Raw genomic sequence first — 24260 nt, forward strand, 5'->3', positions numbered from 1 at the left:
AACTCAACTTTTATTTTTGGGAAAATATATTATATATCCATGGTGCTTAGTCAATTAAAAATAATAAAATCATACTGACATAAATTTGAACTATTTTAAAATTAACTAGTACCGTGATTCTACAGCAGGTTCTCATATTATTTTTAGATGTCATTGGAGAGTAAAAGGTATGTTGAAAATTTCAAATCTTGACAAAAAATATAAAGAAAAAATAGTTTTGAATTCAGTTACACTCAATATAGAAGACTCAAATAAAATTTATTCTTTAATAGGTGAAAGCGGAACAGGTAAATCAACATTGTTTAATATTTTATTTGGTTTAGATCAGGAGTATGAAGGAGAGTATACTTTATTCAAGCAAAACGCAAAAGAATATAGTTTGGATACATGGGCGCAGTTAAGAGAATCAAAGATAGGATTAGTTTTTCAAGATTATAAACTTTTGGAAGACTTTACTGTTTTTGAAAATTTAAAATTAGCAAGTAATGCACCGGATTCAGATATCGGAAGTATCATGAAAGAATTAGATATTTTTGATTTGAAATCTAAGTTTTGCTTTGAGTTAAGCGGAGGGCAAAAGCAGAGGGTAGCTCTTGCACGTGCAGCCATAAAAAAACCAAAGATTTTACTATTAGATGAACCTACAGGAAACTTAGATACTTCAACCAGCCAATTAGTTTTTAAATATCTACAAAAACTTAGAAATAGAGGGATTCTTATTTTCTATATCACTCATGATAGAGAGTTGGCTAATTTGGCAGATGTTGTATATGAGATAAAAGATAAAACAATTAAAGAAGTCAGGAGAACAGAGGAAAATATAAAGTTATCTGATAACTTCAACGAAAATACTCGAAAAATTCCCTTTAATTTTACTATAGATTATGTAAAATATAAGTCAATTCGAAATATGAAGAGGCAATTACTTCTAATAGTTCCTATGACTTTAATAATATCTATTTTTATACTAGGCTTTACTGCGTATCGTTCAGCTTCTTTACTTAGTTTTGAGAGTTTTTTTCTGGAATAAGTGAAAGAGTCATAGTGGCATCTACTCAGCAACTCAATACAGATACAATAAAAGATTATAATGAAAATAATATACAAAGCCCTTATGATGGTAAGAGAATAGGTTTTTCGGATAAAGATAAACAACAAGTTGAATCTATTGATGGAATTGAGAAGGTAATTTTATTTAATCATGGTGTAAAATCTAATTATAACAATGCTTATAATAGTTTAAATTTAAATTTTTCTGAAAAAGATTTTTCTAGTAAAATAAGAAAGTTTAACTATGGCTGGAATAAAATTTCTTCACTTTCATTCAATTTCCAAAAACTCGATGTTCCTAAATACTTTATTTCAGATTATAATTCTGAGAATATAATCCTGTTATCAGGTGACTATCCAAAGGATGACAGTAATGAAGTTTTAGTACCAGATACTTTTATTTTGCAACATTTAAATACTGAAGACTATCAAAAAGTTCTTAGAAAAGAAATTGATTTGGAAACAGCAAATATATACTCTAAGGAAAAAAAGAATGATAAAGTAATAATTAGCGGTGTTTATCAAACATATTATCAAAATAGTTTGAAATCAAATTATCCAATTTACTCATCTTATTTTGAAGAATCTAATCTTGAATATTTTTTAAGTCAAGAATCATATGAGCATCACAAACAAATATTATCGTTGACTCCTGAAACATCAAAGGCTAGTAAAGACATTGTAGATAGTTATGAAAATTATGTAAATGCTGTAGGGACGAGCAAAGATGGATTGTTAATAAAAATAACTGGTGATGTAGAGACTATTTCTAAAAATCTGCAAAAACTATTTCCTAAGTATCGATTAGCTTCCAGATATGATATGAGGTCAGGAACTTTTAGTGATATTTATGGTAGCTTAGTGAGAATATTGATAGTTGGTTCGACTGTAATTTCTCTGGTCATAGGATTAGTAGTTGCATTTTTAAATAAGGGATATATAATCAATAGATCAAAAGAGTTAGCTATTTTATATAGCTTAGGGTATAAGAAAAAGTATATTTTTTCAATAATATTTTTTGACAATATATTAATTTTTCTTTTATCTTTCTTTAGTGCAGTGCTAATAACTACAGGATTAAATTTAGTTTATCTCAGTAAGACTGTGTACTTCTCCTATTTTTCATCGTTATCATCATTATCAAATATGGGATATATTTTTGCACTTGTTATATTGATGATGTTAGTATCGGATATATGGGGGTTGAACACTGTTAAACAAAGGCAACTCCGGAAATTTTTGAATAATCAATTTTAACAATGTTAATCAAGAGTTTATTACATCAAATTTTGTGAACACTCTTTGATTTTAGCTAAAATATCTCATTGTCATGGATATTGGGAGGCTTTAAGATATTAAAAGAGAGGGAATTGAACTCAGTAATATCATTAATTTAATGAGCTAACTATTTGAATAGAAGATATGATTGAAATCATCAAAGCGATTCTCTATCCTATCTTCTATTTTTTTGCATAACAAACAGAGGGGGGCACCCCATTTTTTGAGATTTATGTTACTCTATAGATATAGTTAATTGAAACAAGAGCAGGACAGAAGAGACTCGTAAAAGGTATTGCAACTTGGTAATACCTTTTTGAGGTGCTTTTTGATATGAGCCCATGTTTTCTCAATAGGATTGTACTCAGATGAGTAGGGAGGAAGAGGTAAAAGTTCATGCGCCACCGGCAGACAAGCTGTCACCTTTTGATTTGGTGCGTCCTTTGGCACTACCAGATGGCGTTCTGAGGTGATATAAGGATCTGTTTCTAGCAAATTTACTGTAGTAGAATCTAAAGCTTGGTACAATTCTTGAGCAAAGGTTGATTTACCCGAAGCTCCATGACCGTATATTCCCAGTGTCCTGACTTTCCCCGTCTCGATCTCTGAGACTAGTTGGTCTACTAAGTCTTTTTTCTTCATTCTCTCTTCACCTGTTCATAGCTTTCTTTTCCGTAATTGAGCTTGTCCCAAATCACTACTTGCCCACTTTTGAGCGATTTTTGCACATCGATAACTCGTTGGTTAGACGAACCTCGAAACTGGAGCATATGATTTCTCTTAGTTCGATCATATCGTCCATCGACAAGAATGTCAATCAGTGACAAGAGTTCCAGTTTATCTGGAGTTTCCAACATCATTTCTTCCCAAGTGTAGCCGGTCCAGGACCAGATGTCCTTGTCTGGCAATTCCTTCCGAATCCGCTTAGCAAGTGGCAAGAGAATCCCAGTATTAAGAAAAGGCTCCCCTCCCAGCAAGGTCAAGCCTTGAACATAAGGTTGAGCGAGATCTTCCATGATCTGCTCTTCTAATTCTGCTGTATAGGGAATGCCTGCATTGAAAGACCAAGTCGCAACATTATAGCACCCCTCGCAGTGGAACATACAGCCTGCGACATAGAGGGAGTTGCGCACGCCTTCTCCATCGACAAAGTTAAAGGCCTTGTAATCAATAATCCGCCCTTTACTAAGCTCCTCGCTTTTCCATTCACCAGGTTTTGGTGTATTCCATGTCATGCTGTCTACTCCAAGTCTATCCAATAGCGCTCAGTTCCGTTTCGAACATCCTCCAACTCCCCACCATTAGCTAAGATAACAGCTCGGCTTGCTGGATTTTCTGTGCTACAAGTCACTAAAGCTCGTTTAATATTCTTTTCCTTAGCAACTTGCAAGCCCTGACGGAGAGTTTCCTTAGCATAACCCTTGCCTCTTTCTGATGGACGAATGGAGTAGCCAATGTGGCCAGCATGATTCAGCAAGCCCTCATGTAGTCTCAGCCGTAGATTCAAAAAGCCTAAAGCATGGCCTGATTTATCAAACAATACGAACTGAATTGATGGAACGCGATTTTCCAGCAATCCTATTCCCATTTCTTTTTGCATATTTGTTTCCAACCACTCTTCATACACAAAGTTCTCTGTATCCCAGAATCCTCCGTCATGGGCTGATTGGGTCTGCTCAAACTCTGCCATCATCTCTAAAACTGTTTCTTTATCTGCTAATCTTGGTCTTCGTAGTTCCATCCTTACCTCCCACTAAGAGAAAAGCGAGAGCTGACTCTCACTTTTATTTCTTCTTATTCTTATTTAAAAATTGTTCTCTGAGGTTGAGCAAGCGTTCTTTTTTACCAGCTCCACCTTTAGAGTGTTTCTCGTGATAACGGGTCACTTGTGCGCGTCCCTTATCGTCTAATTGATATTTTCCCATGTTTTCCTTTTCTAATGCTTCAATTCATTGTATTGATTATAAATAGTTTCATACTCATCTGCCATTTTACGGTCAAGCTCTTTAAATACTTTATCATCCGAATATTTTAACTCATGAATATCAAATTTATTATATACTTTGTATTTTTCAAATAATTCTTTTCCTTGATGTGAGTTTTTCATTGCCACTAAATACAATTGAAATGATTCATTATATTCCGCTAATATGTAAAAGTAACGATAATAACCAATTTGCTCCTTTGCTTCAATCGATGTGGCTAAAGGTGCCGAATGAATAATCTTACTTCCATCCTCCTCTCGAATTTCATCTGAAAAATATAAATTAACTTCACCGTTTTGGAGCTCCTCTCTTTTAAAAAGAAGATACGGACGTTTCGAACTACCGCTTTGAATGACATTTCCATTCTTAGATAGCAGTTTTAATTGTTGAACACCATTTAATTCACGAATATTTATATTATAGTTTAACGTCTTATCTACAATCGTAAGCCCTTCAAACCCCATTATTGTAGCTGGAGCATGCAACTTAGGGGGAGTCGTCTCTATATCTGTAATCTCAATTCCATATTCTTTTCTAGCTACATTATTCGCCTCTTTTGAAAGACTATTTGCCTGTTCTGCTATAGTATTAGCCACCTTGCTTAATTGATTCGATTGAGCACTGATGGAAATCCCCATAAAACCAATTACAAACGTCTCTACTACAAACCGATAATTACTTTTTATCCAACATAATACTCTTCTTATCATCTAATTGATATTTTCCCATTTCATTTCTTTCTAATTTGTTACTTGATGGCCAGCTATTTTAATAGTTGAGCCATTCATGTGTTTGACACGCGCAGCGATTTCCTTGTGACGTCCATTAACCATCGGACGCGCTTGAGGATTACCTAAATATCCACAAGTCCGTTTAACAACGTCTACTGTTTTAGGGTCGCTATTGCCACAGTTAGGGCAAGCAAAGCCCCTCTCAGTTGGTTCAAAATCCCCTTCAAAGTCACACTTGTAGCAACGGTCTATTGGAGTATTGGTCCCAAGATAGCCCACACGGTCATAGGCATAATCCCAGACAGCTTCCAGAGCCTTAGGATTTTGCTGGAGGACTGGATACTCACAATAATGGATGAAACCACCTGACGCACCTGCTTCTGGATAGACTTTCTCAAAGTCCAATTTTTCAAACGGTGTTGGATTTTTACGAACATCGTAGTGGAAAGAATTAGTGTAGTATTCCTTGTCTGTGATATCAGGAATAGAGCCAAACTTCTCTGTGTCTAGTCGGCAGAAACGGTCTGTCAGACTTTCAGATGGTGTTGAGTAGATAGAAAAATGATAGCCATATTGGTCAGACCACTCTTCTACACGGCGTTTCATATCACGAATGATATCCAGCGTGAATTCCTTGGCTTCTGGATTGTGTTCCCAGCTATTTCCAAAGAAGACGGTAGCCACTTCGTACAAACCGATGTAACCCAGCGAAACGGTTGCCCGACGATTCTTAAAGAGCTGGTCAACACTTTCTTCTTTACCTAGACGATGACCAAAAGCACCGTACTGATAAAGGATAGGAGCATTGGCTGGTGTTGCTTCTTTAGTTCGTTCGACACGGTAAACCAGAGCATCTTCAGCGATATTCATCCGCTCATTGAAGATTTCCCAGAACTTATTCATGTCGCCCTCAGACTCAAGGGCAATACGAGGCAGGTTAACCGTCACAACACCCAGATTCATGCGACCTGAATTGACTTCTACACCATTTTCGTCTTTCCATCCTTGGAGGAAAGAACGACAGCCCATAGGTACCTTGAAGGAACCTGTCAAGTCAACAATCTTATCATAGGACAAAACATCCGGATACATCCGCTTGGTTGCACACTCAAGAGCCAACTGCTTAATATCGTAGTTGGGAGTCCCTTCTTCCAAGTTAAGGCCTCTTTTCAGCGTAAAAATCAGTTTAGGGAAGATAGCCGTTCGATGTTCTGAACCAAGGCCCTTGATTCGGATGTTCAAGATAGCTTTTTGAATTTCACGCTCAAAACGATTGGTTCCCATACCAAAACCTAGCGAAGTAAAAGGTGTTTGTCCATTTGAAGTGAAGAGAGTATTGATTTCATACTCAAGGGATTGCATAGCATCGTAGATGTCTTTTTGGGTTTTCTTCCAGGCATAATCTTCCCGTTTTTCAGGTAAGACCCACTCTTCCGCATCCTTAAGGTGTTTTTGATAATTCTTCTCTGCATAAGGCGCCAAGACCTCATCGATACGGTCAGCTGAACAACCACCGTACTGGCTAGAAGCCACGTTGGCGATAATTTGGGAAATCTGAGCTGTCGCAGTCTGGATAGACTTGGGACTTTCTACCTCTGCATTTCCAATCTTAAAACCATTTTCCAACATACCCTTGAAATCAATCAAACAGCAGTTGGTCATCGGTGTATAGGGACTGTAGTCCAAATCGTGATAGTGGATATCCCCCTTTTGATGGGCATTGGCTACGTGCTTAGGAAGCATTTGCAGTCCGATTGACTTTCCAACAATTCCTGCTGTCAAATCACGCTGGGTGTTAAAGACATCGCTGTCTTTATTAGCATTTTCATTGACAACTGCTTGGTCTTTGTTGAGAAGTTTATGGATACTAAAGTTGATATCTGTCGCTTTTGATCGCTCAAAATCCCTTTGTGTCCGATAAGTAATATACTCCTCAGCCAGCGCATATTCTTTGGCTTCAAGCAGTTCATGTTCTACGATATTTTGAATTTCATAAATCTTAACTCCCTTTGGAAAGCGACTATGAATTTCTGTGACAATTCGCTCGGTCAGAGCATTGAGGCGTTTTTCGACCAAGGGTGTCACATCCATAACCTTGTCTGCCGCCTTGTGGAGAGCCTTGTCAATCTTGTCCACATCAAATACAACACGTCTCCCATCTCGTTTCTCGACGAAGAGAGTTGGCAAAATTGTAATTTTTTCTTCTAGTGCAATCATATGCATGCTCTTTTCTAAAATGTTCTTTCTAAAAAGTATTATACCACTCTAAAAAGAAAAATCAATATCTTGTGGTAAAAATCATAAAATTTTTAAAAATACACAAGATATTGATTTGGTTATTTGATTTTATAGACTTTAAACTCTGAGTAATCCGTCTTTACTTGTTGGTAATTTTCTTTCAAGATTGTTTCTACTTCAGACCAGACTGGCACTTTGTCATTTACCACAATCACCTTAGGTTGTTTTTCTTTCAAGTCATTAAGTAGCTTATTCCGGTTTTCCTCAGCTGCTGTATAGTGCATCGGGGACAAAATAGCCGATGGCGACAAGCGCTCACTCTTACGATAAAGAGTCGCAGTATCATCCCATGCATAGATAGCATCTTCCGTATTCGTCTCCTCTTTTACTAAATCAGCAAGACGATCACGTTCTTGATAAGGTACCGGATAAAGGACAAACTTCATCAAAAAAGGAATAGACAAAAGATAGACAAGCCCTAAAACTGGCAGATATAGATTTCCTTTGAAAAAACGACTCCATAGACTAACTGGCGTTTCTCTTCGTCTTCGTCTAACACTACGCCCCCTCTGTTGACTCTTAATATTGGTTACCAATAAAAGTAGAAAAACAGGAAAGACGACCATCAAATAAGAAGCGTGCAGAGGCTCTTGTGAAAAGAAAAGTAAAATCAAACCTAAAATTGTCACAAGACTTGCAGGAACCGAAATGACGTATAGTTTAGAGGGTTTGGATTGAAAGAGACCTAAAAAGATACAAACCACAAATCCCAAACCAAGGGACAACAAGCCATAAAAAGCCATATTCTCTAAAATTTTAGAAGTGAAATCAAAGCGAATACTGTCAATGGGATAGCGAATACCACTAATGGCATCCCCAAAACTTCCTGTTGCAACACTATAGTAGGCAGTTGGATAAAAGACAAGTGAAAAACCTAAAGCCACTGCAAGAAACTGATAAAACCCATGCACAAAGCGTCTATGCCCAAGGTTAAAGACCAACAAGCCTAAACTCACTACAGCAATAAACAGGAGCGATGCCAAGGGAGCAAAGAAAAATCCGCCCGCCAAAGCCAGCCCAATCCGTACAAATCCCTTATCATGGTTTGGATTACTTAGATAAGCCGCAATTAAACTAAAGGCCGCGAATAAGAAGGGAAGCGCTAAAAGAGTCGCATAACCTCCACCAAACGCAAGACCTGTAACTAGCATATAAAAAATAGTCACCACTTGTCCAGCTTGGTCTCCTTGCTCTGTCAAGGTGTCCGCTAATCTAAAAAGGAAAAATCCGCCTGCTACCAAGGCTAACCACTCAAAGATGGCAAAGAAAAATCCGCCCTGACTCACGTAAGTCAGCAAATAATAAAGCAAACCTTGACTTCCATAATAGTCGCTGTAAATCTTCCCTGTCTGATGAAGCGCCCAACCTGCATAAAAATCCTGCACTTCCTGTGCACTCATTAAGTCGAGTAATAGCGGTACTCCTAGAGTTATCCCCGTTACAAGTGTACTCCATAGTAAAATTTTCACCAAAGGAAGACGACTTGATTCACGATGATGCGATTCTTGTTCGATTTGGTATTCTAGAGGTTCACGATTCTCCTGATGAACTTCTTCTACTCTACCATACACACTCATATCGTTTCTCCTATTCAATTTATCTGTCTTAGTATATCAAAAAGTCCTAGGATTGTCAGCTTGCGATGGCTGTTTGAGTGATTTTTTGCATAGTTTCACAAAGGTTTCAATTTCTCGAAATCGGTGTAAATGTGTCTGTTTAAATGTTATGATATAATCCAATTCTTTCTGAGTCAGCATCGTCCCTCCCTATATCTTTCTATTCGTAAAAAGCAAGAAAAAGAGGACTCGGTCATTTCCTAAGTCCTAGATTTCTTATAAGATTGGGGCGAATAACTGGGCGATTTCTTTTACAAGCTTTTGATACCAGCTCGTTTTGATAGAATGGGGATAAACTTCCTGAGAATCTGCAAATATATTTTGAAAATCTCGGGCGATTTCCATTATAGAAGGAGTTTTATAGAGTAAGACTGCATTTTCATAATGGTGTACCAAGCTTCGGTAGTCGAGATTGATTGTCCCCACCACCGCAAAATCTTCGTCTACCAACATCTGCTTGCTATGAATAAAACCTGGGCTATACTCATAAATTCGAACACCAGCAGAAAGAAGGTCTGGATAAGCGCCTCTTGTGACTAACTGAATGAACTTCTTATCTGGTATGTAAGGGGTGACAATCCGAACATCAACTCCTCTCATAGCAGCATTTTTGATTGTCTCCGTTAAATCGTAGTCTATGATCAAATAAGGTGTCGTAATATAGACCGATTCCGTTGCTTGATTGATCAAACTCTGATAAACCTTTTTCCCTACCTGCGTTCGAAAAATTGGCTTTGGTCCACTTCCGTATGGAATGGTTAAACCGTCACTCGGGATAGAATGATTTTCTAAATGATATTGATCAAAATCACTAATCTCTCCTCGATTGATGTACCAAGTGGTCAAAAATAAGCGTGTCAGGGCTTTTACTGCTAGCCCGTCTAAGCGAATTCCACTATCCTTCCAATAACCAAATCTCTCGACGTGGTTAATGTACTCATCTGCCAGATTGACCCCACCAGTATAGGCTATCTGACCATCAACAATCAATATTTTTCTATGATCTCTGTTATTATAGGCCACTGTCAAACGAGGAATAACTTTATTGAATTTATGGGCCTCGATGCCTAGCTGACGAAGTCGATGTGCATAATCTCCTGTTAAAGTAGCCATACAGCCAATATCGTCATAGAGCAGTTTAACTTCAATGCCTTGAGCAACTTTTTGCTCCAAGATTTCTAAAATACGATTCCACATCAAACCTTCTTCTATAATGTAATATTCCAAGAAGATAAATTTCTCAGCCTTTTTGAGATCTTCTACCATCTTTTTCCACATAGCTTCTCCGTTAGGAAAAAATGTAGAGGCAGTTTGATCATAGACATCAGCATTGGTATCCATACTCAATAAGGACTTAATGACGCCATATGCCGCCTTGTCACTTTCTTTTAATTCCTCTTTTAGTAGCTGGCTATTTGCTTCTTGGAAATGCATGGAGCCTAGCTTCTTCAGTTGTTTGATTTCTTTTTTGGACAATCGCCTCTCACCAAACATCAGATAGAGCAAGGGGCCAAATACTGGCACAAAGGCTACTAATAACCAGGTTACCTTATTCTCAGGAGTCGTATTACGGTTGACTATCGAAATGATTGTGATGATACTCAGTAGAATGAGGACAGTAATCCATAAAATGGGGGCCATGCGCCCTAAATAAAGAAAGAGACCAAAAACCAGACAAAGTTCAAGTAGCATAATCGAAAGACTAAAGCCATACTTGGACATCAATAATTGAAATTTTCTATATTTCATATCCCCTCCTTGATATTTTGAATGCTAAAAACAAGTAATTGATACTAGTATAACTCAGGTATTCGACAGAAGGCAAGTATTTATGATTATTTTCTAAGCAAAAGTAAAAAGGCTGAAAAATCCAGCCCTTCCTACTTGCATAGTCTTATTTAGTTAAAACGATTTGGTCCGATGGGTCTCTATCCATATCGTCTACGACGATTTGATTACCGTTTACAGTGTAAATTTTGACATCATCACCAATAATCATGCGTTGATTTGCTGCATCAAATGTGACCTGTTTGACTTTCTGATCCCCGTCAGATTCGAGCTCAGTCCATGTACCAGTCGTTCCAGTTACCACTAAAGTGATACGGTCTCCGTCATCTTGGCCTGTATAAGTCCCATCAATATCAGTCGGTTGAGCCTCAGGTGCATTTTGTGAAGAACTTGTTGCTACCTGGTTTGTATTTTCTGTAGACGATGAAGCAGCAGGTTGTGATTGCTGAGTTTGTTATATTTGTGCTTGAGCTGCTGGTTGTTGAATCTGTTGAGCTCTTTGTGAACAAGCTACTAAGAGACTAAGACTTGCTAGAGAAGCAAGAGAAAGTGTGAATCTTTTTAATTTCATGATGGATTTCCTTTCTACTACCAATTTAGAGAAATTTTCTCTAACCAGCAATTCCCCTAGTATAACAAGTTCAAAAAAGGTGGTCAATTTATCTGTTCATGCCCCAGCAGGTAGCCCCGTACTTCTGAGATAAAATAGAGAGACCCTGTAATGAATAACAAATCCTGAGCATCTGTTCTTTCTTCAAAATCGCTGATAAATTCTCGGTAAGAAGAAACTATATCGTAACCTGTCACATCCCTTTCGTCCAAAGCTCCCTGATAATCAAAGCCAGTTACCTTGAGTTCCACCTGAGGCAAATTCTCAGTCAGATAACCTAACATCCCTTGATAATCCTTCCGTTTCAAGGACCCAAAGAGGATTTGAGGACGATAGGCTTCCTGCTCTTTTTCTTTGATAAACTCAACCAAGCGAGTCAAGGCAGGGAGGTTATGAGCACCGTCCAAATAAATCTGAGGACAAATACGCTCCAAACGACCAGCCCAATAGGTTTTCGCTAAAGCCTGTCTTACAGCCTGCTCATCAACAATTTCCTTTTCTTCCCTCATAAAGAGAAGAAAAGTTTGCAACGCCAAAGCTGCATTTTCCTGCTGATAAGCTCCTTCTAAACCTATTTTCAGCTGCGAAAAAGTTCCCAAAGAACTTGAAAAATCACCATTCAGCATTGAAAAATCTTGGCCCGCCTGATAAAGGTCAACAGCTAAAGATTCTGCTTTTTTCTGACAGACAAGCCTAGCTTCTGGAGGCAACTTCGCAATCACAGCCTTTTTACCAGCCTTGAAAATACCAGCTTTCTGCTCTGCGATTGCTTCCAGACTATCACCCAAGGTCTCCTGATGGTCAAGCCCGATGGAGCTGATGACAGCAATCTCTCCAGTTACCACATTGGTCGTGTCAAGTAAGCCGCCAATTCCCACTTCTAGTAAAACCAAATCCACTTCTTGCTCCCTAAAATAGAGAAAAGCAAGCAAGGTCAGCAACTCAAAAAAAGACAACTGGTCATGAGTTTGCAGAAGCGTTTTCTCCATCTCCTTGACCTGCTCAGCCAAACGGATAAAGTCTGCATCAGCTATTGGTTGCCCATTAATGCAGATTCGGTCATTGATGGAGATGATATGAGGAGAGGTAAAGGTCGCAACTTTTTTGCCATGTCCCATAAATAACTCCCTCATAAAAGCAATGGTAGATCCTTTCCCATTAGTCCCTGTTACGTGGATAATAGGGTAAGACTGCTCAGGATTTCCTAACAAATCCACCGCTTGCTGTATTCGGCCCAAACCTGATCGAAAATTCAAACCAATCCGACTATGGAGCCATTCTTCTACTTCAAACATACACATCTCCTTGATAAATGTCTAATCAATTATCTAGCAAAATTCCGTAGATAACAAAAAATGAGGTCAGGATTTTCGTCCCGACCTCTTCCCTGGTTAGCTAATCACTAGCAACTATGAATATTAACTTGGACTAAAAACATCCCCTGGATGTTCCAACTCTTCCCCATTTCTGGGAGTTGGGCTGATACAGTTCCCCAGACTACCTGCGTTTCTAATTTCTAGCGCTGGGCTAAAAACGTCCACAGGACGTTTTTACTCCTCCATAAAACTATTGAAGACTTCTTCAATCATGTTCCATTCGTCTTCTGAGTCTTCTGGGATTGGTTGCAATTCGCCTTCTGTTCCATCTTCGTTTTCGATGAATGAGTAAGCTTGGATTTCAACTTGTCCGTCTTCGTCTTCTTCTGCGTTAACTGGTACTAGAAGAACATAGTTTTTACCAAATTCTTCTTTTCCGTCAATGGTCAAAAGGATTTCAAACAAGGTTTCATTTCCTTGCTCATCTACTAGTGTAATTAATTCACGTTCTTCGTGGTCGTGGTTATGATCGTGTGACATAGCCTCTCCTTTATATTAAAATTTTCTATCTAAATAATTTTGTAAAATCAGCTGAGCTGCTAACTTATCAATGACTTTCTTACGCTTATTACGACTGATATCTGCTTGTTCAATCAACATGCGCTCAGCAGCCACTGTTGTCAAGCGTTCATCTTGATAGTCTACTGGTAAAGCAAAAAGCTCTTCTAGCTTTGCTCCGTATGCTTGACTAGCTTCCACGCGCGGTCCACTTGTATTGTTCATGTTTTTAGGCAGGCCCACTACAAATCGTTCCACCTTGTAAGTATCAACCAACTCCTTAACGCGGTCAAAACCAAATTGGCCTTGCTCCTCATTTATTTGGATGATTTCAAGTCCTTGAGCTGTAAAACCGAGCGGATCGCTAATAGCCACCCCTACCGTTTTTGAACCGACGTCCAATCCCATAATTCTCATAGGTTATAGATCAACTCCTTGTCCTTTAAGGTAGTATCGGACCAATTCTTCAACGATTTCATCGCGCTCATACTTACGGATTTGATTTCGTGCATTATTATAACGAGGAACGTAGGCAGGGTCTCCACTCAATACGTAACCTACGATTTGGTTGATTGGGTTGTAGCCCTTATCGTTCAACGAAGCATAGACATCAGTCAAAGTTTCGCTAATTTCTTTTTTATTGGAATCGTCCAATTTAAAACGTACTGTTTCTTCAGTAAATCCCATTCTAACACCCTCTTTCCTTAGAATAGTACCATTATAGCATAATTCCTTACGTTCTACAATTCAGGCAGTCTATTTATTTGGATTTTCTATTGTTCTGTCGCACCATTTGCCAATCTGTCTGAAATATATTTGCTTGGTTCATTCTTCAAGAGATTTTCTAAGCCAATGTTCTTCAAATATTCTAACTGAGAAGCCTTCTTGACATCCAGAACTTGAAAATCAAAACTAGTCGTTGTTTGAAGTTCTGTTGCACTCAATAGTTTTGTTTCAAGCTTAAAGCCTGCCAATTTACGAGCTTCTATGATGTACTCATCCTTCTCCTCCGCCTCAAGGAGAGCTTTTTGAGTTTCTTCCACACCATGTTGGTCAATATAGGTCTTCAACTCATCTGAGACTGGACGCTTTTGTTGAATGGTTAGATTCAAAAAAGTCTTATCCTTGTATGTAATGTTTTGGGTTTGCTGGCTACCATCATCTGACTTGGGCAAGACCAAAGTCTTGGTGACAACTGTATTCTTCTCGGCATTTTCAATAACTGGCAATGCCGACTGAAGCGTATCCTTTTCTGTTTTTGTAGCTGGTCCAGTTTCTTTTTTCTGTCCACAACCAACCAGGACAAAAAGGAAAGCTAGACTAACAAGAACTATTTTTTTCATTTCTTTCTTCTTTCTTTTTGAAATTAAAATAAGACTGGGAGTTGCTCCCAGTCTTGATGTTTATAGAGCTGCACGCAAACGTGCTTCTGCATTTTCTACATTACGGACAGAGCGTGGTAGGAAGGCACGAATATCGTCTTCCTTATAGCCAACTTGCAGGCGTTTTTCATCTACAAGGATTGGGCTCTTTAAAATTCTCGGTGTTTCCATAATCAGATTGAGGACTTCGTTGACACTCAAATCTTCAATATCCACTCCAAGGGCTTTGGCATAGCGATTTTTAGACGAAACGATGCTGGCTATTCCGTTATCTGTTTTGGTTAGAATATCCAGTAATTCTTCCCTCGTAATTCCTTCTTTACCAAGATTTTGTTCTTTATAACTTAACTGGTGGGCATTGAGCCAGGTTTTTGCTTTTTTACAGCTAGTACAACTTGAGACTGTATAAATTTTAATCATGTACCTACCCCTTTCGCTACATGTTACTATCAGTTTAGTCTATTATACCATAAAAAACATCCGACTTGCGACCTATTTTTAAATTTTTTTAACTTTTTTCGTCATTTTCGTACTTTTTTCTTGACAAATAACTAAATGACTATCAACTCTTTTGGAGCTAGGGTCAACAATTCACAACCTGTCTCTGTAATCAGGATATCATCCTCGATACGAACACCATATTTGCCTTCGATATAGATACCTGGCTCATCTGTCAATGCCATGCCTGCCTTAATAGTTTCTATAGAAGTTTGGCTAAAGTAAGGCTCTTCATGAATATCCAGCCCAATACCGTGTCCGATACCGTGAGTAAAGTAGTCGCCATAGCCTGCTTCGATGATAATATCACGAGGGATTTTGTCAAAGTCACGGAAACCTAAGCCAGCCTTTGCCTGGCCAATCAAAGTTTGATTGGCTTTGAGAACCGTATTGTAAATCTCTGCCTGCTCGTCACTGACATGCCCCAAGTAGATAGTTCGTGTCATATCGCTGACATAGTGATCATAAAGACATCCGAAGTCCATGGTAATAGCTTCCCCTAACTCCACTGGTTTGTGCATAGGATGGGCATGGGGTTTGGAAGAGTTGATACCGCTAGCTAGAATGGTGTCAAAAGACAAGCCAGATGCTCCCAACTCACGCATGCGGAAGTCAAGGAAGTTGGCAATCTCAATTTCAGTCTTTCCTGGCTTAATAAAGTCAAGCGCATCGCGGAAAGCTTGGTCTGAGATAGAACAAGCCTTGCGAATAGCTGCAATCTCCGCTTCATCCTTAATCATTCGAAGACCTTCGACAAACTGAGTTTGTGGAAGCAAGTCAATTCCTTCAAAGGCGGCCTGCATACGGTGATAATAAGAGACTGAAATCTCATCTTCAAAACCGATTCGAGATAAGCCCATGTCCTTAACAATTCCTGTAATGACAGCCAATTCATCACGGTCAGCCACAATCTCAAAGCCACTGGTTTCTTGCTTAGCTGCAATGATATAGCGAGAGTCTGTCACCAAGACCTGACGGTCGCGGCTGATAAAGACTGTTCCGTTTGAGCCCCAAAAACCAGTCAAGTAGTAGACGTTTTTAAGATTGTTGATGATGATACCATCTAGTTCTTTTTCTTGCATTTTAGCTAGAAATGCTTGTACGCGTTTATTCATGATGTAATTTTCCTTTCAAATAATGTCCTGTGTAGCTGGCTTCCTTGGCCGCTACTTCTTCTGGAGTTCCTGTTGCGATGATGGTTCCACCACCGACACCGCCCTCAGGTCCCAAGTCAATAATATGGTCTGCCGTCTTGATAACATCCAGATTGTGCTCAATGACAAGAACTGTATTGCCATCATCGACAAAGCGAGCTAAAACCTTGAGCAAGCGAGCGATATCCTCGGTATGGAGTCCTGTCGTCGGCTCATCCAGAATGTAGAAAGATTTTCCTGTCGATCGTTTGTGGAGTTCACTAGCCAGCTTCATACGCTGGGCTTCTCCCCCAGAAAGGGTGGTAGCTGGTTGCCCTAGCGTCACATAGCCCAGTCCCACATCCTTGATAGTCTGAAGTTTACGCTGAATTTTCGGAATGTGTTGGAAAAACTCCACCGCATCATTGACGGTCATATCCAAGACCTGCGAGATATTCTTTTCCTTGTAGTGAACTTCTAGGGTTTCACTATTGTAGCGGGTTCCGTGGCATACTTCACAAGCCACATAAACATCTGGCAAGAAGTGCATCTCAATCTTGATGATCCCATCACCTGAGCAGGCTTCACAACGACCACCCTTGACGTTGAAACTGAAGCGCCCCTTCTTGTAACCACGAATCTTGGCTTCGTTTGTTTGAGCAAAAAGGTCACGTATATCGTCAAAGACACCTGTATAGGTAGCTGGGTTGGACCTCGGCGTCCGTCCGATAGGGCTCTGGTCAATATCAATCAAGCGGTCGACATGCTCAATCCCTGTAATAGCCTTAAACTTACCAGGTTTATCTGAATTGCGGTTGAGCTTCTGGGCAATGGCTTTTTTGAGGACACTGTTGATCAAGGTCGATTTCCCTGAACCTGATACCCCTGTCACCGCGATGAATTTCCCTAGCGGGAAGCGAGCAGTAACATTTTGCAAGTTATTCTCACACGCTCCTGTCACTTCGATAAAACGACCATTTCCGGCACGGCGCTCTGTTGGCACTGGAATAGCACGCTTACCTGACAAGTACTGACCTGTGATAGATTTACTGTTGCGAGCTACCTGCTTGGGTGTCCCTGCAGCGACGATTTCCCCACCAAATACTCCCGCACCAGGACCAACGTCAATCAGATAATCCGCCTCACGCATGGTATCTTCGTCGTGTTCCACCACGATAAGAGTATTACCCAAATCACGCATCTTTTTGAGACTGGCAATCAAACGGTCATTGTCCCTCTGGTGGAGACCGATTGACGGCTCATCCAGGATATAGAGGACACCTGATAGGTTAGAACCAATCTGGGTTGCCAAGCGAATACGCTGACTTTCCCCACCTGAAAGGGTTCCTGCTGAACGTGACAGGGTTAGATAGTTTAGACCCACGTTATTAAGGAAGGTCAAACGATCCTTGATTTCCTTGAGAATAGGACGAGCAATAATAGCTTCATTTTCAGATAAGGTCAGCTGGCTCACCAAGTCCAAGTGGTCTGCGATAGACAAGTCTGAGATTTCTCCGATATGTGGCCCTTGCTGGCCACCAACACGGACAGACAAGGCCTGATCATTAAGACGGTAACCACGACAAGTTCCGCAGGTCAGCTCATTCATGTAAAGGCGCATCTGGGTGCGCGTGTAATCGCTGTTTGTCTCGTGATAGCGACGTTTGATATTATTGACAACTCCCTCAAAAGGAATGTCAATATCGCGCACGCCACCAAATTCATTCTCATAGTGGAAATGGAATTCCTTGCCATCTGACCCATAGAGAATCAAGTTCTTATCCTCTTCTGACAAGTTCTCAAAAGGCTTATCCATATCCACTCCAAAAGCTGTCATAGCCTGCTCTAGCATATTTGGATAGTAGTTGGATGAGATAGGATTCCAAGGAGCTAAGGCTCCCTCACGTAAGGTTTTACTGGCATCTGGCACTACCAAATCAGTATCCACCTCCAGCTTGATGCCCAAGCCATCACACTCACTACAAGAGCCAAAGGGAGCATTGAAAGAGAAGAGACGAGGCTCTAACTCTGGCACAGTAAAGCCACAAACTGGGCAGGCATAATGCTCAGAGAAGAGCAACTCAGAGTCATCCATAGTGTCGATAATGACATAGCCTTCTGCGATACGAAGGGCAGCCTCAATGGAATCAAAGAGACGACTACGAATGCCCTCCTTGATAACAATACGGTCAACCACGACATCGATATTGTGTTGCTTGCTCTTAGACAACTCTGGCACTTCGGTTACATCATAGACTTCTCCATCCACACGGACACGAACATACCCATCTTTCTGAACCTTCTCGATAACACTCTTATGTTGACCTTTTTTCTTGCGGATGACAGGGGCCAAAATCTGCAAGCGCTGGCGTTCAGGTAACTCCAAAACCTTATCAACGATTTGCTCCACCGAAGAAGCCTTGATAGCTCCATGCCCCTTGATACAGTAAGGCGTCCCCACACGTGCGTAGAGAAGACGCAGATAGTCATTGATTTCAGTCGTTGTTCCCACCGTCGAACGAGGGTTTTTGCTAGTCGTTTTCTGGTCGATAGAAATAGCTGGGCTGAGACCATCAATAGCATCTACATCTGGTTTTTCCATATTGCCCAAGAACTGACGAGCGTAGGCGGACAAACTCTCTACATAGCGACGTTGTCCCTCCGCATAGAGGGTATCAAAAGCCAGACTGGACTTCCCTGAACCTGACAAGCCAGTCACGACAACCAGCTTATCTCGCGGAATCTCCACATCAATATTTTTTAAATTATGGGCACGCGCCCCATGAATGACAATTTTATCTTGCATCTTTGTTCTTTCTAGTCCATTATTGCTTACCATTATACCAAAAAAAGTGAGATTCTATTACCCAAAAGGCTGAATTTGTAGTATAATAGTACGGTGTGAAAAAATCTGAAAAATGAGAAAGGATAAGGGATATGAAACAAGTTTTTCTCTCTACAACAACTGAATTTAAAGAGATCGATACGCTTGAACCGGGTACTTGGATCAATCTCGTCAATCCGACTCAAAATGAATCACTGGAAATCGCTAACGCCTTCGATATTGATATTGCGGACCTTCGAGCACCGCTCGATGCGGAAGAAATGTCTCGTATTACCATTGAAGACGAGTACACCCTGATTATCGTTGACGTGCCGGTCACAGAGGAAAGAAATAACCGCACCTACTACGTCACCATCCCGCTTGGTATTATCATCACCGAGGAAACCATTATCACTACTTGTTTGGAACCATTACCAGTCCTCGATGTCTTTATCAACCGTCGATTGCGTAATTTCTATACTTTTATGCGTTCGCGTTTTATCTTCCAGATTCTTTATCGCAATGCAGAGCTTTACCTAACAGCCCTTCGTTCGATTGACCGCAAGAGTGAACAAATCGAAAGTCAACTGCATCAATCAACTCGTAATGAAGAATTGATTGAACTCATGGAATTAGAAAAAACCATCGTCTATTTCAAGGCCTCCCTCAAAACAAATGAGCGTGTGATTAAGAAATTGACCAGTTCAACCAGCAATATCAAGAAATACCTTGAGGACGAAGACCTGCTTGAAGACACCCTGATTGAAACCCAACAGGCCATCGAGATGGCAGACATTTATGGAAACGTCTTGCATTCTATGACAGAGACCTTCGCCTCTATCATTTCTAACAACCAGAACAACATCATGAAAACCTTGGCTCTTGTGACCATCGTCATGTCCATCCCAACCATGGTCTTTTCTGCCTACGGGATGAACTTTAAGGATAATGAAATCCCCCTAAACGGAGAGCCAAATGCCTTCTGGTTAATCGTCTTTATCGCCTTTGCTATGAGTGTCTCGCTCACTCTCTATCTCATCCATAAAAAATGGTTCTAAGAGGAGTTCCTATGTCTCAGATTGATCTACAAAAATTAACTAAGAAAAACCAAGAGTTTGTCCACATTGCTACCCAACAATTCATCAAAGATGGGAAAACAGACGCTGAAATCCAGACTATTTTTGAGGAAGTCATTCCCCAAATCCTTGAGGAGCAATCTAAAGGTACAACTGCCCGTTCCCTATACGGCGCACCAACTCATTGGGCTCATAGCTTCACTGTCAAAGAGCAGTACGAAAAAGAGCATCCAAAAGAAAATGATGATCCAAAACTCATGATTATGGACTCAGCTCTTTTCATCACTAGCCTCTTTGCCCTTGTCAGCGCCCTCACAACCTTCTTTGCGGCAGATCAAGCTTTCGGCTATGGATTGATTACTCTTCTATTAGTTGGACTGGTTGGTGGATTTGCCTTCTACTTGATGTACTACTTTGTTTACCAATACTATGGACCAGATATGGATCGCAGTCAACGTCCACCTTTCTGGAAATCTGTACTAGTTATCCTAGCTTCTATGTTCCTTTGGTTGCTTGTCTTCTTTGCAACAAGCTTCCTACCAGCTAGCCTTAACCCAGTACTGGATCCATTGCCACTAGCTATTATTGGAGCAGCCCTCCTAGCCCTTCGCTTCTATCTCAAGAAACGCTTGAATATCCGTAGTGCAAGTGCAGGACCAACACGCTATCAAGAATAAGAAAACGATAAAAGCAACTGCAGGTGCGGTTGCTTTTTCACTTACTTTTTTGATTTTAAAGTATTCTTCTGAAATCCCACATAGCTTTCTCTTATATTTTGTGATAAAATAGGCTCAATCTATTTCTAGGAGGATCAGATATGATTTCTACTATTGGTATTGTTAGTTTATCTAGTGGCATTATCGGAGAGGACTTTGTCAAACACGAAGTAGACTTGGGTATCCAACGTCTCAAGGATCTGGGACTCAATCCTATCTTTTTGCCCCATTCGTTAAAAGGATTAGACTTTATCAAGGACCATCCTGAAGCTCGTGCAGAGGATTTGATTCATGCCTTTTCTGATGATAGCATCGACATGATCCTATGTGCCATCGGTGGAGACGATACCTATCGCTTGCTACCTTATCTTTTTGAAAATGACCAACTCCAAAAGGTTATCAAACAAAAAATTTTTCTTGGCTTCTCGGATACAACCATGAACCACCTCATGTTGCATAAATTAGGAATCAAGACTTTTTATGGTCAATCCTTTTTAGCAGACATTTGTGAATTAGACAAAGAAATGCTAGCCTATAGCCTTCACTACTTTAAAGAATTGATTGAGACGGGAAGAATTTCAGAAATCCGCCCTAGTGACGTTTGGTATGAGGAACGAACTGATTTTAGTCCCACGGCCCTGGGAACACCTCGTGTCAGTCATACAAATACAGGTTTTGACTTGTTGCAAGGAAGTGCCCAGTTCGAGGGGAAAATCCTCGGTGGTTGCCTCGAATCCCTCTACGATATCTTTGACAACTCTCGATACGCAGATAGCACGGAGCTCTGCCAAAAATACAAACTTTTCCCTGACTTGTCAGACTGGGAAGGGAAAATCCTCTTGCTCGAAACAAGCGAAGAAAAGCCTAAGCCAGAAGACTTCAAAAAGATGTTGCTAACTTTAAAGGACACTGGCATATTCGCGGTCATCAATGGACTCTTGGTCGGAAAACCTATGGATGAAACTTTCCATGACGACTATAAAGAGGCACTATTGGATATCATTGACAGCAATATCCCGATTGTCTATAATCTGAATGTCGGCCACGCAACTCCAAGAGCAATTGTACCCTTTGGGGTCCATGCTCATGTAGATGCACAGGAACAAGTCATTCTCTTTGACTATAACAAATAAAGCTGGGAAAAGTTTCTCAGCTTTTTTCTCGGTATCATTACTGGCATTTTCATCACATATTACAGTATATTGAAACTAGAATAGTACACCTCTACTTCTAAAACATTGTTAGAAATCGATTTGTCCTGTTCTCATTTCATTTTACTATACTGATAGCTAAAATGATTAAGGAGAGGCTGTTGCTTAACATGTGAACAAGTAGGGGATAGTAGATATTCTCTTTTTCTTTCACATAAATAATAGAAAAGGCAAGGCCTCCACCTAAGTAACCAACTGCACCAATCCACTCTGATAGAGCCAAACTGTGCATATGAGTCAGAGCAAAAACAAGTCCTACCAGAATAATGCTTAGTAAACCTGGCAACCGTTCCTGCAAGTAATGCAATAAGACCTGACGGAAAAATAATTCTTCTACCAGAGGTCCAATGACACAAGCAAAAACAGCTATCAGTAGTGGTTGTTCTTGAAAGGTACTTTGAATATTAGACTGATTTAGACCTTGTCCATCTAATCCCACAAACTGCTTCAACATCTCTGATACAAATTCAAAGACAACAGTCATCAGAATGAGAAAGAGCCATCCTGTTAAGACGCCAAAGAAGAATTTTCTTTTAGTCTTTCTAATCTCCTTCCATTGTTGGATCAATCTATCCTTGAACAAGAAGGAGCCATATAAAGCTAAAACTACATAAACAAGATAATTTGCAATGACAGATGGCATTAAAGAAGCCAGCAATTTAACGCCATCAAACACAAAGAGGATTGTATAGAGAATCGCAAAAATCAGAATTCCCTTATTTTTGTTAGACATCATTTAAGACCTTTCCACTCACAATCATTCTCGTGGTCATCAACTAGCCCTGCAGCCTGTAGAAAAGACAATACGGCGACTGGGCCTGTGAACTTGAAGTCTCGTTTTTTGAGATCTTTGGCTAATTTCTCAGATAAGGGTGTTTTAGCTGGGGCTTGGCGATAATCAGGAACATCGTTAACGACAGTTTTCCCCTCAACAAAAGACCAAAGATAGGCATCAAAAGAGCCGTACTCTGCCTGTAACTGTAGAAAAGCTTGGGCGTTAGCGCGTGTAGCAAAAATCTTGGCTCTATTTCGAATGATAGCTGGATTCTCCAGCATGGCTTCCAATTCAGTGTCAGTCATCTCTGCGACTGAGTGAATTTGATAGCTATGAAAGGCTTCTCGGAAAGCTTGGCGTTTGTTGAGTACCGTTTCCCAAGACAGGCCTGCCTGATAGGTTTCCATACACAACAACTCAAACAATGCTTGGTCATCATGGAGGGGCTGGCCCCACTCCTCATCATGATAGGCGATGTAGAGCGGGTTGGTCATCTTGACCCACGAACAACGTTTTGTCATTCTCTGCTCCTATTTGACCAACATTTTAAGGGCCGACTTGATATAGTTCTCAGCTGTATCTGTCGTTCCTTCAAAGAATTTCTTGATTTTCTTGAGCTCTGTTGCCTTGTAGCCCAGAGCCAACATGGCTTCCATAGCTTCTTCCAATTCTTGGTTTTCAGCACTTGCTTGCACTGCGACCTTGGCAGGAAGGTCATCTCCTGCAACTACTACCTTGCCTTCCAAGTCCAGCACCATCTGCTGGGCTGTTTTCTTGCCAATTTTAGGGAACTTGGTCAAGTAGGTGATGTTCTTAGTTTCAATGGCTTGAACCAAGCCAGCATTGTCATCAGCAGCGATAATAGCAAGAGCTGATACAGGACCAATCCCAGAGACCGAAATTAGACTAAGAAAGAGCTTTTTCTCATCCTCTGAGCGAAATCCATAAAGCAAATGGGCGTCCTCACGCACAACCTGATGCACATAAATCTGAGCCTCCTGATTAACCTGACCTGAATAGGCATAAGGATTGGCCACATGCAGGATATAACCAATACCATTGGTTTCAAGAACAATGTATTTGGCAGTAATTTTGGTAATGATTCCTTTTAAATATGCGTACATAGTGTTCCTTCTCTCTTATTTCGTTTATCTAGTATATCATATTTTCTTTATCCGAGGAGCGAGAATCGATTATCACAAATACAGTATATCAAAAACAATCGGTATTTATCTGTTGACATATTCAAAATTAAGTACTATAATCATCTGTAATTGAATAACTATCTTCAGGGCAGGGTGCAATTCCCTACCGGTGGTATAGCCCACGAGCCGAAAGGCATGATTTGGTGAAATTCCAAAGCCGACAGTATAGTCTGGATGAAAGAAGATAAAAGTATATTTGTGCTTTTTGCG

The 24260-nt window shown here is 40.1% G+C and carries 24 protein-coding genes, 3 pseudogenes and 1 riboswitch; of the genes and pseudogenes, 5 read left to right on the forward strand and 22 right to left on the reverse strand.

Features of this window, described 5'->3' with window-relative positions; genetic code table 11:
• Positions 1–169: 169 nt before the first annotated feature.
• Both HT703_RS02070 and HT703_RS12085 read left to right on the forward strand, forming a co-directional pair.
• Positions 170–1030, forward strand: a complete 861-nt coding sequence (locus HT703_RS02070; protein ID WP_054392572.1) for an ABC transporter ATP-binding protein — start codon at positions 170–172, stop codon at positions 1028–1030.
• A 14-nt stretch (positions 1031–1044) separates the two neighbouring features.
• A complete protein-coding gene (locus HT703_RS12085; RefSeq protein WP_172929891.1) occupies positions 1045–2307 on the forward strand; it encodes an ABC transporter permease in 1263 nt (420 codons plus the stop codon).
• 273 nt (positions 2308–2580) lie between these two features.
• Here the strand turns inward: HT703_RS12085 and HT703_RS02080 are convergent.
• The 19 genes and pseudogenes from HT703_RS02080 to uvrA all read right to left on the reverse strand — a co-directional run.
• A pseudogene (locus tag HT703_RS02080) lies at positions 2581–2727 on the reverse strand (transposase); the annotation flags it as partial.
• Positions 2719–2970: pseudogene (locus HT703_RS02085) on the reverse strand (phosphoribulokinase); the annotation flags it as partial. The pseudogenes HT703_RS02085 and HT703_RS02080, both read right to left, overlap by 9 nt.
• Positions 2967–3563, reverse strand: coding sequence for an anaerobic ribonucleoside-triphosphate reductase activating protein (nrdG, locus tag HT703_RS02090; protein ID WP_054392570.1), 597 nt, complete (start codon positions 3561–3563; stop codon positions 2967–2969). The pseudogene HT703_RS02085 and the gene nrdG, both read right to left, overlap by 4 nt.
• 5 nt (positions 3564–3568) lie before the next feature.
• Positions 3569–4069 (reverse strand): GNAT family N-acetyltransferase, encoded by a 501-nt coding sequence (locus HT703_RS02095; RefSeq protein ID WP_054392569.1) that lies wholly within the window; start codon positions 4067–4069, stop codon positions 3569–3571.
• 43 nt (positions 4070–4112) lie between these two features.
• Positions 4113–4253, reverse strand: a complete 141-nt coding sequence (locus HT703_RS02100; protein ID WP_000521618.1) for a hypothetical protein — start codon at positions 4251–4253, stop codon at positions 4113–4115.
• 11 nt (positions 4254–4264) lie between these two features.
• The gene (locus tag HT703_RS02105; RefSeq protein WP_023939686.1) at positions 4265–5023 is read right to left on the reverse strand and encodes a hypothetical protein; all 759 of its coding nucleotides are present in this window, start codon (positions 5021–5023) and stop codon (positions 4265–4267) included.
• Between the two features lie 30 nt (positions 5024–5053).
• Entirely contained in the window at positions 5054–7261 is a 2208-nt protein-coding gene (nrdD, locus tag HT703_RS02110) for an anaerobic ribonucleoside-triphosphate reductase (protein ID WP_172929892.1), read from the reverse strand.
• Positions 7262–7380: 119 nt separating this feature from the next.
• Positions 7381–8919 carry a damage-inducible protein CinA gene (locus HT703_RS02115; RefSeq protein ID WP_172929893.1) on the reverse strand — a complete coding sequence of 513 codons (1539 nt, stop codon included), beginning with the start codon at positions 8917–8919 and terminating at the stop codon, positions 7381–7383.
• A 255-nt stretch (positions 8920–9174) separates the two neighbouring features.
• A complete protein-coding gene (gene cls, locus HT703_RS02120) occupies positions 9175–10707 on the reverse strand; it encodes a cardiolipin synthase (protein WP_000877327.1) in 1533 nt (510 codons plus the stop codon).
• Between the two features lie 145 nt (positions 10708–10852).
• A pseudogene (locus HT703_RS02125) lies at positions 10853–11317 on the reverse strand (SP_0198 family lipoprotein).
• Between the two features lie 83 nt (positions 11318–11400).
• Entirely contained in the window at positions 11401–12651 is a 1251-nt protein-coding gene (locus HT703_RS02130; protein WP_054392566.1) for a folylpolyglutamate synthase/dihydrofolate synthase family protein, read from the reverse strand.
• Between the two features lie 123 nt (positions 12652–12774).
• On the reverse strand, positions 12775–12897 hold the full coding sequence (locus HT703_RS11945) for a hypothetical protein (protein WP_274379570.1): 123 nt from the start codon (positions 12895–12897) through the stop codon (positions 12775–12777).
• 9 nt (positions 12898–12906) lie between these two features.
• Positions 12907–13212 carry a DUF1292 domain-containing protein gene (locus tag HT703_RS02135; RefSeq protein ID WP_000017620.1) on the reverse strand — a complete coding sequence of 102 codons (306 nt, stop codon included), beginning with the start codon at positions 13210–13212 and terminating at the stop codon, positions 12907–12909.
• 15 nt (positions 13213–13227) lie between these two features.
• Positions 13228–13647, reverse strand: coding sequence for a Holliday junction resolvase RuvX (ruvX, locus tag HT703_RS02140; RefSeq protein ID WP_054392565.1), 420 nt, complete (start codon positions 13645–13647; stop codon positions 13228–13230).
• Positions 13648–13650: 3 nt separating this feature from the next.
• On the reverse strand, positions 13651–13917 hold the full coding sequence (locus tag HT703_RS02145; protein ID WP_000507059.1) for an IreB family regulatory phosphoprotein: 267 nt from the start codon (positions 13915–13917) through the stop codon (positions 13651–13653).
• An 86-nt stretch (positions 13918–14003) separates the two neighbouring features.
• Positions 14004–14573 (reverse strand): SP0191 family lipoprotein, encoded by a 570-nt coding sequence (locus tag HT703_RS02150; RefSeq protein WP_054392564.1) that lies wholly within the window; start codon positions 14571–14573, stop codon positions 14004–14006.
• Between the two features lie 60 nt (positions 14574–14633).
• Positions 14634–15032, reverse strand: coding sequence for a transcriptional regulator Spx (gene spx, locus HT703_RS02155; protein ID WP_000591165.1), 399 nt, complete (start codon positions 15030–15032; stop codon positions 14634–14636).
• A 131-nt stretch (positions 15033–15163) separates the two neighbouring features.
• Positions 15164–16225, reverse strand: coding sequence for a Xaa-Pro peptidase family protein (locus HT703_RS02160; protein WP_054392563.1), 1062 nt, complete (start codon positions 16223–16225; stop codon positions 15164–15166).
• Positions 16218–19049, reverse strand: a complete 2832-nt coding sequence (gene uvrA, locus HT703_RS02165) for an excinuclease ABC subunit UvrA (RefSeq protein WP_172929894.1) — start codon at positions 19047–19049, stop codon at positions 16218–16220. The genes HT703_RS02160 and uvrA overlap by 8 nt, the downstream gene beginning before the upstream one ends.
• Positions 19050–19180: 131 nt before the next feature.
• On the opposite strand from uvrA, the gene HT703_RS02170 reads away from it, so the two are divergent.
• From HT703_RS02170 to HT703_RS02180, 3 genes are all read left to right on the forward strand, one after another.
• Positions 19181–20125 carry a magnesium transporter CorA family protein gene (locus HT703_RS02170; RefSeq protein ID WP_000815623.1) on the forward strand — a complete coding sequence of 315 codons (945 nt, stop codon included), beginning with the start codon at positions 19181–19183 and terminating at the stop codon, positions 20123–20125.
• A gap of 11 nt (positions 20126–20136) precedes the next feature.
• Positions 20137–20820, forward strand: a complete 684-nt coding sequence (locus tag HT703_RS02175; RefSeq protein WP_000078022.1) for a DUF1129 domain-containing protein — start codon at positions 20137–20139, stop codon at positions 20818–20820.
• Positions 20821–20960: 140 nt separating this feature from the next.
• Positions 20961–21992, forward strand: a complete 1032-nt coding sequence (locus HT703_RS02180) for a S66 peptidase family protein (protein WP_050207607.1) — start codon at positions 20961–20963, stop codon at positions 21990–21992.
• Between the two features lie 136 nt (positions 21993–22128).
• Here the strand turns inward: HT703_RS02180 and HT703_RS02185 are convergent, their stop codons facing one another.
• Genes HT703_RS02185 through ruvA form a run of 3 tightly spaced genes read right to left on the reverse strand, consistent with a single transcriptional unit; the run spans position 22129 to position 23969 of the window.
• A complete protein-coding gene (locus HT703_RS02185) occupies positions 22129–22806 on the reverse strand; it encodes a type II CAAX endopeptidase family protein (protein ID WP_000987416.1) in 678 nt (225 codons plus the stop codon).
• The gene (locus HT703_RS02190; protein WP_000166585.1) at positions 22803–23366 is read right to left on the reverse strand and encodes a DNA-3-methyladenine glycosylase I; all 564 of its coding nucleotides are present in this window, start codon (positions 23364–23366) and stop codon (positions 22803–22805) included. The genes HT703_RS02185 and HT703_RS02190 overlap by 4 nt, the downstream gene beginning before the upstream one ends.
• 9 nt (positions 23367–23375) lie before the next feature.
• Entirely contained in the window at positions 23376–23969 is a 594-nt protein-coding gene (gene ruvA / locus HT703_RS02195) for a Holliday junction branch migration protein RuvA (RefSeq protein ID WP_000271487.1), read from the reverse strand.
• A 156-nt stretch (positions 23970–24125) separates the two neighbouring features.
• Positions 24126–24240: riboswitch (FMN riboswitch) on the forward strand.
• Positions 24241–24260 lie beyond the last annotated feature (20 nt).

The sequence above is a fragment of the Streptococcus sp. 3874 genome (assembly GCF_013276425.1).
Lineage (GTDB): Bacteria > Bacillota > Bacilli > Lactobacillales > Streptococcaceae > Streptococcus > Streptococcus pseudopneumoniae.